The 11,504-nt window shown below is 72.3% G+C and carries 9 protein-coding genes and 1 riboswitch; of the genes, 4 read left to right on the plus strand and 5 right to left on the minus strand.

Annotated features, from left to right (window positions below; all coding sequences use genetic code 11):
* Positions 1–265: 265 nt before the first annotated feature.
* Entirely contained in the window at positions 266–1,168 is a 903-nt protein-coding gene (locus ACSNOH_RS29055; RefSeq protein ID WP_436724417.1) for a Gfo/Idh/MocA family protein, read from the minus strand.
* A gap of 160 nt (positions 1,169–1,328) precedes the next feature.
* Between ACSNOH_RS29055 and ACSNOH_RS29060 the strand changes: the two genes are divergently transcribed.
* The 4 genes from ACSNOH_RS29060 to ACSNOH_RS29075 all read left to right on the plus strand — a co-directional run bounded on the left by ACSNOH_RS29060 (position 1,329) and on the right by ACSNOH_RS29075 (position 7,253).
* Positions 1,329–1,589 (plus strand): DUF3311 domain-containing protein, encoded by a 261-nt coding sequence (locus ACSNOH_RS29060; RefSeq protein WP_436724418.1) that lies wholly within the window; start codon positions 1,329–1,331, stop codon positions 1,587–1,589.
* On the plus strand, positions 1,586–3,220 hold the full coding sequence (gene mctP / locus ACSNOH_RS29065; RefSeq protein ID WP_436724419.1) for a monocarboxylate uptake permease MctP: 1,635 nt from the start codon (positions 1,586–1,588) through the stop codon (positions 3,218–3,220). The genes ACSNOH_RS29060 and mctP overlap by 4 nt, the downstream gene beginning before the upstream one ends.
* Positions 3,221–3,554: 334 nt before the next feature.
* Positions 3,555–3,684, plus strand: a riboswitch (cobalamin riboswitch).
* 159 nt (positions 3,685–3,843) lie between these two features.
* Positions 3,844–6,234 (plus strand): ribonucleoside-diphosphate reductase subunit alpha, encoded by a 2,391-nt coding sequence (locus tag ACSNOH_RS29070; protein ID WP_436724420.1) that lies wholly within the window; start codon positions 3,844–3,846, stop codon positions 6,232–6,234.
* A 62-nt stretch (positions 6,235–6,296) separates the two neighbouring features.
* Positions 6,297–7,253 (plus strand): ribonucleotide-diphosphate reductase subunit beta, encoded by a 957-nt coding sequence (locus tag ACSNOH_RS29075; protein ID WP_436724424.1) that lies wholly within the window; start codon positions 6,297–6,299, stop codon positions 7,251–7,253.
* Between the two features lie 70 nt (positions 7,254–7,323).
* Here ACSNOH_RS29075 and def read toward each other — a convergent pair whose 3' ends face one another.
* The 4 genes from def to ACSNOH_RS29095 all read right to left on the minus strand — a co-directional run.
* Positions 7,324–7,971 (minus strand): peptide deformylase, encoded by a 648-nt coding sequence (gene def, locus ACSNOH_RS29080; protein ID WP_436724421.1) that lies wholly within the window; start codon positions 7,969–7,971, stop codon positions 7,324–7,326.
* A 90-nt stretch (positions 7,972–8,061) separates the two neighbouring features.
* Positions 8,062–9,048, minus strand: coding sequence for a tetratricopeptide repeat protein (locus tag ACSNOH_RS29085; RefSeq protein ID WP_030366244.1), 987 nt, complete (start codon positions 9,046–9,048; stop codon positions 8,062–8,064).
* Between the two features lie 300 nt (positions 9,049–9,348).
* Entirely contained in the window at positions 9,349–10,599 is a 1,251-nt protein-coding gene (locus ACSNOH_RS29090; protein WP_436724422.1) for an HD-GYP domain-containing protein, read from the minus strand.
* Positions 10,596–11,504 (minus strand): HD-GYP domain-containing protein (locus ACSNOH_RS29095; RefSeq protein WP_436724423.1); only part of this gene is annotated, 909 nt, incomplete at its 5' end. The genes ACSNOH_RS29095 and ACSNOH_RS29090, both read right to left, overlap by 4 nt.

Consider the following 11,504-nt stretch of genomic DNA (forward strand, 5'->3'; position numbering starts at 1 on the left):
CGCCCCCACCGCTCCGGCCACCGCCGCCCCCAGAAGTCCCCGGCGGCTGGGCGCTGTTACCGAACTCATGTGGAACCCCCCACAGGTCGTGGTCACGCCCCGCGCGGGCGCGCGGGCGCAATGATCATGATGCGAGGCCACTCGTCCCCACTCAAGGACGTTTGTCCCACCTTTTCTGCCATCAGCCGCAGCGGTACCGGTTCCGCCCGTGTCCCTCCTACTGCTCCCCGGTCGCGAGGATCGCCCCGGTTGCCCGGGTTCCCGTTCAGTCGTTGCGGAACCGCGCCGCCCAGCAGGCCGCCGTGATGACGTCGTCCACGAGGACGGCCTCCGCCACCGGGCAGGCCGGCGCCCGCCGTTCCCGTACCGCCGCCGTGAAGTCGGCGATCAGCGGCACGTGCGGATCGGGGGCGAGCTGCGCGTCCAGCGGGTCCAGCGCGAGGAAGCGGCCCCCGGCCGTGACGTCCAGGCGGTCGCGCTCCGGGCCGCCGGCCCAGGCGAAGCGGCACTCCGCCGACGTGCCCGACGCCCAGCCCAGGGAGACGTGCGCGCGCCGCTCGGCCCCGGCGGGGAACCTGCGCCCGAAGCGCGCGCCCACGCGCGCGGGCGGGCCCAGCACCGACAGCAGCAGGTCCAGCCGGTGGCTGCCCGCGTCGGCGAGCACGCCGCCGCCGGCCACGGCCGGGTCGGTGCGCCAGTGCGCCGGGTCCTCCGGCGCCGGGTCGAAGGGAGCGCAGAAGGTGATCTGCACGCGCGCGGGCGCCGATGCCGTCAGCGTCTCGCGCAACTGCCGTGCGGCCGGCCCCAGCCGGCGGTGGTAGGCCACGCCCGCGCACAGCCCCGCCCGGGCCGCCTCCGCCGCCACCGCTCCCCCGCCGCCGAGCGCTCCCGCCAGGGGCTTCTCGACCAGGACGTGACAGCCGGCACGCAGCGCACGCAGCGCGAGGGGGACGTGCGCGGCGACCGGCGTGGCCACGTACACCGCGTCGGCGGCCGTGAGCCGGCCGAGGTCGTCACCGCCCGCGGGCACCCCGTGCTCCGCGGCCGCCCGGGCGGCGCGCGCCGCGTCCCGGCTCCAGACGTACGCCGTCTCCTCGCCCAGACTGCGCAGGGCCGGCAGCACCCGGCGCCGCACCACCTCACCGCTGCCGGCGACCGCCCACCTCAAGAGGCCTCCATGTCCACCAACTCACCATGAACGGAACCTCATTTCAACAGGCCCTGCGACGTTGCCATACCGATATGCGGACGGGGGGTGACTCACGCCCGGCCCTCGCCTAGATTTCCTGCGCATCACGCAGTGATCACAAAAGGGGGGAGTCACCACCATGACGGAACCACCGGAGGGCGGCAGCAGGAGGGCGGTCGTCACCGCGCCCCTGGCCGTGGCGGGGCTCTGCCTGGCGATCCCCTTCGCCGCGATGCTCTGGGTCGGCTCGTACGCCCGGACCGGGCCCGCCTTCATCGGCATCCCGTTCTTCTACTGGTACCAGATGCTGTGGGTGCCGGTCTCGACGCTGCTGACGACCGTGGCGTACGTGATCGTGCGGCGCCACGAGCGGGCGCGCAGGGCGGGTGAGCAGCGGTGAAGGACGGCGTGAACGGCGTGGCGCTCGCCGTCTTCATCTTCTTCTTCCTGGCCGTGACGGTCATGGGCTTCATGGCCTCGAAGTGGCGGCGCGCCGGGACCGCCGAGGAAATGGCCAACCTCGACGAATGGGGGCTGGGCGGCCGCTCGTTCGGCACCTGGATCACCTGGTTCCTGCTGGGCGGCGACCTCTACACCGCCTACACGTTCGTCGCCGTCCCGGCGGCGATCTACGCGGGCGGCGCGGCCGGCTTCTTCGCGGTCCCGTACACGATCCTGTGCTATCCCCTGGTCTTCACCTTCCTGCCCCGCCTGTGGTCGGTCGCCCACAAGCACGGCTACGTGACCTCGTCGGACTTCGTCCGCGGCCGGTTCGGCTCCAAGGGCCTCTCGCTCGCCCTCGCGCTGACCGGCATCCTCGCGACGATGCCGTACATCGCGCTCCAGCTCGTGGGCATCCAGGCGGTGCTGGACGTGCTGGGCGTGGGCGGCGGCTCGAACTGGTTTATGAAGGACCTGCCGCTGCTCATCGCGTTCGGCGTGCTCGCGGCGTACACGTACTCCTCCGGGCTGCGGGCGCCCGCGCTGATCGCCTTCGTCAAGGACGCGCTGATCTACATCGTGATCATCGTGGCGATCATCTACATCCCCATCAAGCTGGGCGGTTTCGACCACATCTTCGCCAAGGCGGGCGAAGCGTTCGCGGTGAAGAACCCGGACACGGGCAAGCCGCGCGGCGCGCTGGTGAGCGGCCCGGACGCGCAGTGGGCGTACGCGACGCTCGCGCTCGGCTCGGCGATGGCGCTCTTCCTCTACCCGCACTCGGTGACCGCCGTTCTCTCCGGCAAAGGCCGCAACGTCATCCGCCGCAACACGACGATCCTGCCGCTGTACTCCCTGATGCTGGGCCTGCTCGCGATGCTCGGCTTCATGGCCATCGCGGCGGGGATCAAGGTGAAGAACGGCCAGCTCGCGATCCCCCAGCTGTTCGAGGACATGTTCCCGGACTGGTTCACGGGGGTGGCCTTCGCGGCGATCGGGATCGGCGCCCTGGTCCCGGCCGCGATCATGTCGATCGCTGCCGCGAACCTTTTCACCCGCAACATCTACAAGGACTTCATCAAGCCGGACGCCACGCCCGCGCACGAGGCGAAGGTCTCCAAGCTCGCCTCGCTGCTGGTGAAGGTCGGCGCGCTCGTCTTCGTGCTCACCATGGACAAAACGGTCGCCATCAACTTCCAGCTGCTCGGCGGCATCTGGATCCTGCAGACGGTCCCGGCGCTCGTGGGTGGGCTCTTCACCCGCTGGTTCCACCGCTGGGCCCTGCTGGCCGGCTGGGCGGCGGGCATGGTCTACGGCACCTGGAAGGCGTACGACACGCCGAGCGCCACCCAGGATCATTTCGGAAATACCAACCTCATCCCGCTTATCGGAGAAAAGGGCTATATCGGCCTCACGGCGTTCGTGCTCAATGTGATCGTCGTCATCGTCCTGACCGTCGTCCTGAAGGCGCTCGGCGCGCCGGACGGCACGGACGAGACCACGGCGGCGGACTACACCGCGGACGCCGGCGACCCGGGGGTGCAGCGGGAGCTCCCGCCGGCCACCGCGGGAGTCCCGGGCGGCCACTAGAACGAACGCCTGCGGGCGCCGGGACGATCCCCACCCGGCACCGGAGCGACCCCCGGCGGGCGCCGGGACGACCTTCGGCCGGGCGCCCGGCCCGCGGGGCCGGCAGGGCCGCCACGACCCCTCTTCAGGGGGCGTGGCGGCCCTTTTCCGCGCCCCGCGCCGAAGGGTCCGGTCCGGCCCTTCAGGGACCCTCCCGCGGCCCCCGGAGGGCCCGCGAGCGGCCTCCGCCCGGCATTCGAACCCACCCTCAACACCGGGGCCTGATAACACATTCCGACCCATGCGCTTACCGCGCGACACAACATGTGGGGGCGCGTGCGGGGGGCGGCACTAGATGTATGCTCGTCCTCGCTGTCGTCGCAGGGGAATCCGGTGGAAATCCGGAACTGTCCCGCAACGGTGCATGTATGCCGTTAAGCCGCGCATGCAGGAGTCCGAAGACCTGCCGGCAGCACGCCCTCCACCGAGCCTGCCCTGGGCTCGGCTATGGGCGTTGAATTCGTCCGGGCCTCGCGGGTTGGGCCGGCGGACGCCTACGAGGCATGCCCTGCGCATCAGGCATGCCCGTACGCGCCCGTCGTGCTCTCCCCGCGGCCCACCCAGCCGAGCGAGGGAGAGCCTCAGTGACCATCGCGCCCGCCGATCCGGTCTCAGCGACTGCGGAAGCGACCGGCGGCCCCGGGACCGCGCTGCTGCGCACCCTGACCGACCTCACCGCCGACCTTCCCGCCACCGACCCGGGCAAGGTCGCCGCTGCCGCGCTGCGGGGCCGGAGCGCCACCTCGGACGAGGCCGAGCTCCGCTCCCTCGCCACCGAGGCCGCCGCGGGCCTGATCGCCGAGGAGCCCGAGTACTCCCGCCTCGCCGCGCGCCTGCTCACCCGCGCGATCGCCGACGAGGCCGCCGGCCAGGGCGCCACCTCCTTCTCGGCCTCGGTCGCCGTGGGCCACCGGGAGGGCCTGATCGCGGACGAGACCGCCGCGTTCGTCGCCGCCCACGCCGCGCGCCTCGACGAGCTCGTCGAGAAGGCCCTCGCCGACGGCGCCGACGACCGCTTCGGCTACTTCGGCCTGCGCACCCTGCACAGCCGCTACCTGCTGCGCCACCCGATCACCCGCGACGTGATCGAGACCCCGCAGCACTTCCTGCTGCGCGTGGCCTGCGGCCTGGCCGAGGACCACTCCGAGCGCGCCCTCGCCGACGTCGCCGAGCTGTACGGCCTGACGAGCTCCCTGTCGTACCTGCCGTCCTCGCCGACCCTGTTCAACTCCGGCACCCGCCACCCGCAGATGTCGTCCTGCTACCTGCTGGACTCCCCGCTGGACGAGCTGGACTCCATCTACGACCGCTACCACCAGGTGGCGCGCCTGTCGAAGCACGCGGGCGGCATCGGCCTATCGTACTCGCGCATCCGCTCGCGCGGCTCGCTGATCCGCGGCACCAACGGCCACTCCAACGGCATCGTGCCGTTCCTGCGCACCCTCGACGCCTCCGTCGCCGCGGTCAACCAGGGCGGCCGCCGCAAGGGCGCCGCCTGCGTCTACCTGGAGACGTGGCACGCCGACATCGAGGAGTTCCTGGAGCTCCGCGACAACACCGGCGAAGAGGCCCGCCGCACCCACAACCTCAACATCGCGCACTGGATCCCGGACGAGTTCATGCGCCGCGTCGAGGCCGACGCCGAGTGGTCGCTGTTCTCCCCCGCCGACACGCCCGACCTGGTCGACCTCTACGGCGACGAGTTCGACGCCGCCTACCGCGCCTACGAGGCCGCGGGCAAGGCCGTCAAGACCATCCCGGCCCGCGTCCTGTACGCCCGCATGATGCGCACCCTCGCGCAGACCGGCAACGGCTGGATGACGTTCAAGGACGCCGCCAACCGCACCGCCAACCAGACGGCCGAGAAGGGCGCGGTCGTCCACTCCTCGAACCTCTGCACCGAGATCCTCGAGGTCACGGACGACGGCGAGACCGCGGTGTGCAACCTGGGCTCGGTCAACCTCGCGCAGCACCTCGGCGCCGACGGCGAGATGGACTGGGAGAAGCTCGACCGCACCGTCCGTACGGCCGTCACCTTCCTCGACCGCGTCGTGGACATCAACTTCTACCCGACCGAGCAGGCCGGCAGCTCCAACAGCCGCTGGCGCCCGGTGGGCCTGGGCCTGATGGGCCTGCAGGACGTCTTCTTCCGCCTGCGCCTGCCCTTCGACTCGGCCGAGGCGAAGGCCCTGTCCACCAAGATCTCCGAGCGGATCATGCTCGCGGCGTACGAGGCCTCCGCCGACCTCGCCGAGCGCAACGGCCCGCACCCGGCCTGGTCCGCGACCCGCACCGCCCGCGGCGTGCTGCACCCGGACCACTACCCCAACGCCGTCGCCGCGTGGGAGGAGCGCTGGGAGGCCCTGCGCGCCCGCATCGCCGAGGTCGGCATGCGCAACTCGCTGCTGCTCGCCATCGCCCCCACGGCGACCATCGCCTCCATCGCGGGCGTGTACGAGTGCATCGAGCCGCAGGTCTCCAACCTCTTCAAGCGCGAGACGCTCTCGGGTGAGTTCCTGCAGGTCAACACCTACCTGGTGGAGGACCTCAAGAAGCTCGGCGTGTGGGACCGCACCACCCGCGACGCCATGACCGAGGCCAACGGCTCGATCCAGGACATGAAGTGGATTCCGCAGGAGGTGCGCGACCTGTACCGCACCGCCTGGGAGATCCCGCAGCGCGCCCTGATCGACATGGCCGCGGCCCGTACGCCGTACCTGGACCAGAGCCAGTCGCTGAACCTCTTCATGGCCTCGCCCACCATCGGCAAGCTCAGCTCGATGTACGCGTACGCCTGGAAGCAGGGCATCAAGACGACGTACTACCTGCGCTCGCGCCCGGCCACCCGGATCGCCCGCGCGGCGTCCGGCGGTGCCGCCGCCCCCGCCACCATCCCCGTGCAGCAGGCCGCGCCCGACGCGGACGCCATCGCCTGCTCCCTTGAGAACCCCGAGTCCTGCGAGGCCTGCCAGTGACCACCGCGCCCGAACGCCCCAAGAACCTGCTCGACCCGGGCTTCGAGCTGACCCTGCGCCCGATGCGGTACCCGGACTTCTACGACCGCTACCGCGACGCGATCAAGAACACCTGGACCGTCGAGGAGGTCGACCTCCACTCGGACGTCGCCGACCTCGCCAAGCTCTCCCCGGGTGAGCAGCACATGATCGGCCGTCTGGTCGCGTTCTTCGCGACCGGCGACTCGATCGTGGCGAACAACCTCGTGCTGACGCTGTACAAGCACATCAACTCGCCCGAGGCGCGCCTGTACCTGTCGCGGCAGCTGTTCGAGGAGGCCGTGCACGTCCAGTTCTATCTGACGCTGCTCGACACCTACCTGCCCGACCCGGACGAGCGCGCGGCGGCCTTCGCGGCCGTGGAGAACATCCCCTCCATCCGCGACAAGGCGCAGTTCTCCTTCAAGTGGATCAACGAGGTCGAGAAGCTGGAGAGCCTGCAGACGAAGGCCGACCGCCGTCGCTTCCTGCTCAACCTCATCTGCTTCGCCGCGTGCATCGAGGGCCTGTTCTTCTACGGCGCCTTCGCCTACGTGTACTGGTTCCGCAGCCGCGGCCTGCTGCACGGCCTCGCGACCGGCACCAACTGGGTGTTCCGCGACGAGTCCATGCACATGGACTTCGCGTTCTCCGTCGTGGACACCGTCCGCGAGGAGGAGCCGGACCTGTTCGACGACGAGCTCCAGCAGCAGGTCACGGACATGCTGAAGGAGGCCGTCGAGTGCGAGCTGCAGTTCGCCCGTGACCTGTGCGGCGAGGGCCTGCCGGGCATGAACACCGAGTCCATGCGCGAGTACCTGCAGTGCGTCGCCGACCAGCGCCTGCAGCGCCTGGGCATCGCCCCGGTGTTCGGCTCGGAGAACCCGTTCTCCTTCATGGAGCTGCAGAACGTCCAGGAGCTGACCAACTTCTTCGAGCGCCGCGCCTCCGCGTACCAGGTGGCCGTCGAGGGCACGGTCGGCTTCGACGAGGAGTTCTAGAACACCGTTGCTCGCGACAACGGCGAGGGCCCGTACGGAACACGTTCCGTACGGGCCCTCGCCGTATGCGTCAGTCGTTGGCGACGACCGGGTACCACGGCGTGCCCTCTTCCATCTGCCGCAGGGCGTCCTTGCGCTCGCGCTTGGAGAGGCGGTCGATGTAGAGCCGGCCGTAGAGGTGGTCGGTCTCGTGCTGCAGGCAGCGGGCGAAGTAGCCGGTGCCCCGGACGCGGATGGGATTGCCCTTGGCGTCCTGGCCGCGGACGACGGCGTAGTCGGGGCGGGCGAGGGAGGCGTAGGCCGTGGGGACGGAGAGGCAGCCCTCGTTGGAGTCGTCCAGGACCCGGCGGTCTGCCGGGAGGTCCTCCAGGACGGGGTTGCAGACGGTGCCCACGTGGCGGACGCCCTCGTCGTCCATGCAGTCGTAGACGAAGACCTTGAGGTCGACGCCGATCTGGTTGGCGGCGAGGCCGACGCCCTCGGCGGTGCGCTGGCTCGCGAACATGTCGTCGATCAGCTGGGCGAGCTCGTCGTCGAAGGAGGTGACGTCCTTGCACTCGCGGTGCAGGACGGGGTTGCCGACGACGGTGATCGGGCGGGACGTGCCGCGCTCGCGGTGCGCGCGCTCGCGCTCCTCGCAGTCCTCGGTGTCCACGATGAACTCGCCGTCCACCGGCTGGTCGGTCTCTTGCTGCGACTGCTGCGACTGCTGCGACATGTCCGCCGTTGCGCCTCTCTCAAAACCCAAAAGTGTGTCCTGTACAGGGTACGGGTCCCCGCCTCCGGCACCGGGGGTCCTCGGCGGGGTTCAGCAGACCTCTTCGAGGTCGCGCCACTCCCGGCTGTCCGGGCTGTCCGCCACCCAGCCGTCGAGGAGGCCCCGCACCAGCCCGGCGGGCGCCGCGATGCCGCACTCGCGCTCGGGCACCCACAGGGAGCCGGAGCCGGCCGTGCGGTGGCCGAGGGGGCCGGGGTGGCCCGGCTCGCTGTGGTCGTGGGGGTCGAGGTGCTCGCCGTTGCCCTCGTCGCTGGGCATGCGGCTCTCCGAGCACGTGCGGCACAGCAGCCGCACGGAGGAGGACCAGTCCTCGGCGGCGAACCCGGCGTCGGCCGCGAGCCGCTCCAGGGCGTCCCGGTCGGCCTCGGTGGCGGCCTCCAGCAGGACGACCCAGGTGGGCACGGGCGAGGGAGCCCACAGCTCGATCTCGTCGAAGACGGGGTAGGCGGGCCCGGCGGCGGTGACGCGCTCGCCGTGCGGGACGCCGTCGTGCAGCACGACCTCGCCCCAGCGGCGGCCCGAGGAGGGCAGCGGGATGGAGAGGACCTCCATCCGGGCCGGGTCGAGCCGGCGGCCCCAGACGACCTCCGCCTCGCCCTCGGGCGAGAGCCGCACGGCCGCGCTGCCCAGCTCCATGCCGACGGGCTCGCCGGCCGGGGTGCCCTCGCCGGGCACGCGCAGGCCGTACGCCTGCCAGGCGCGGCGGGCCAGCGGCCAGTCCTGCAGGGCGGTGGCGGCGATGCCCACGTTCCACCAGTCCGGGGCGCCGGCCTCGCGGTCCAGCAGGGCCACGGCGCGCAGCCCCGCGGCGCGGGCCTGCTCCCAGTCGTGGCGGAACTTGTGCAGCAGCGCCAGGTTGAACCACGACTCGGAGAGCCAGGGCTCCATGTCGGCCGCGCGGGTCAGGAGCGCGCCCGCGTCCTCGTACCGGCCGTCGCCGATGAGCGTGAAGGCACGGTCGGTGGCCTGCCGCCACGAGGCGGAAGGCCGGTGCCGTACCTTGCCGAAGATCCTCACGATTCCCGCCTGCCGGTTTCTGCGTGCGACCACGCCGGATGACCCAGGTGACGGCCGCCGTCCTCCCTGACGACAACCTGCCACATCTCACTCGCTCCGGGAAGTCACGCCCGTCACACCTCCGTGCCGGAGGCGGCGACGCGCCCGACGCCCCCCGTCGTCTTCGCGGACTCTCGCCTTCTTCCCCCTTCTTCGCTCGGCTCTCCTGTTCGCATCTCCTCTTCGCATCCAACCATGCCCTTTTGGACGCCCGCTCATTACCCGTGGGTTCACCGCGGTACTCCCGCTTTGACCGGACTCTTACCTCTGCTCCGCCGGCCCCGGCGCGCCCCCGCGCGCGAGCACCCTGGCCAGGGCGGCCACCACCCGCGGGTCGTGTTCGCGGGCCGTGTCGAGCCGGAGCCGCTCCAGGGCGCGCAGCGGGCCGCAGCCGGTCCCGGCGGCGAGGTCCTCGTAGGCGTTGACCGTGCGCACGACGCGGGCGGCGAGCGGCTGCTCGCGGTACGGATCGGCCTGGCGCTCGACCACGACGGCGACGTCGGAGGGCACGCCGGTGCGGCGGGCGACGGCCCCGCCGAGGAGGGCGATGCGGCGGCGCTGCTCGGGCGGCAGGGGCTCGGTGGCCCCGGCGGGCACGGGGTCGAGGAGGGAGAGCTGACCGATGTCGTGCATGAGTGCGGCGTACTCCAGAACGGTGAGGCGGCCCTCGGACAGTCCGAGCTCGCGTCCGGTGGCGCGGCCCAGGGCGGCCACGCGCCGGGCGTGCCCGGCCGGGGTGTGGCCCGCGATCTCCGTGGAGCGGGCGAGGGAGGCGATGGTCTGGTGGTACGTGGCCCGCACGGCGGTGTAGCGGTGGAAGGAGAGCTGGGTGAGGACCAGGGGCAGGCAGAAGACCGGCAGGGCCCACAGCCCGGCGACGCCCACGGCGAGGGCCATGACGATGCCGGTGGCGCAGATCGCGGTGCCGATGCCGGCGAGGGCGCGCAGCTCGTCGCGGAGGGCGGTGCCGTAGGGGCCGCCCGTGCGGGAGCGGGTCAGGGCCGCGGCGAGGGCGGCGTCGAAGAGGGTGGTCAGGGCGAGCACCAGGAGCAGGAGGAAGGCGTATCCGGGGCCGTGGCCGGGCCAGCGGTCGAGGACGCCGGAGTGGTGCAGGGGCTGGAAGCAGACGGCGGCGAAGGCGGTGGTGAGCAGGCGGCGCGCGAGGTGGTCGCGCGCGGGCGGGCGGCCGGTCGCGCCGGCGAGGGTGGCGGCGAGCACCACGGCGACGACCTGGGGGGCGCCGTGCGCGGTGGGCTGCCCGCCGACCTCGCCGAGCAGGGCGTACGACAGGGCCCCGGCGGCTCCCACGGGGGCGGTCTGGCGGTCGCCGGGGCCCGCGGTGGGGCGGCGGCGCCGGGCGGCCTCGCCGACGGCGATGAGGAGGCCGTAGGCGAGGGCGACGCGGGGCTGGGCGACGCCGTGCCAGGCGGTGCGGGCGAGGGCGGCGAGGGCGAGCGCCACGGCCGCCGTGTGCACGCTCCGTAGCAGGAGCCCGTCGTGCCGCCCCGTCACCCCTCACCTCCCGGGTGGCCGGCCCCGGTGACCGGCCGGCGGGATGAAGGGACGTTTCCGCTGGGCGGAGTTGTACTCTCCGTAGCTTCGGAGGTCACTGTCGAATGCCATCCGTGACGGTCGAGGGCGGCGCACAGGGCGGCGACCATACGAGGGTCGAACTGGCTTCCCGCACAGCGGCGGAGCTCGGCGAGTGCGGCGGGCACCGGGCGGGCCCGGCTGTAACTGCGCGTGGAGGTCATGGCGTCGAAGGCGTCGGCGACGGCGACGATCCGGGCGAAGAACGGAATCTGATGTCCCATCAGTCCGTAGGGGTAGCCGCTGCCGTCCAGGCGCTCGTGGTGGTGGAGGATCGCGGCCCGCGCCTCGTCGAGGAAGCCGATGCCGCGCACCATCTCGTGCCCGTACTCGGGGTGCAGCTCGATGACGCGCCGCTCCTCCGGGGTGAGCGGGCCGTCCTTGCGCAACAGGCGCGTGGGGACGCCGAGTTTGCCGACGTCGTGCAGGATGCCGGCGAAGCGCAGCGCCTCCAGCCGCTCGCCGGCCATGCCGAGCTCGCGGCCGATCAGCACGGAGGCGCGTCCTACGCGCTCGCTGTGCCCGCGGGTGTAACGGTCCTTGAGGTCGACGGCCTGGACCAGCGCCCGGATGGTGGCCTGGTGGGCGGCGCGCTCGCGCTCGCAGCGGTCGAGGAACCAGGAGGAGACGGACATCGGCAGCAGGGCGAGCAGCGCGGCGGGCGGCCCGTAGGCGCTGTGCCACAGGGCGGCGGTGAGCAGGCCGGTGGGGCCGTGCACGAGGGCCGGCAGCAGCGGGCCGGGCAGCAGGAGGCCGCTCCACGCGGCGCGCGGGCGGCGGCGCTCGGCGGCGACGCGGACGGCGCCGTCGAGGGCGGCCGCCACGAG

It is taken from the genome of Streptomyces sp. URMC 127 (assembly GCF_051386535.1).
Lineage (GTDB): Bacteria > Actinomycetota > Actinomycetes > Streptomycetales > Streptomycetaceae > Streptomyces.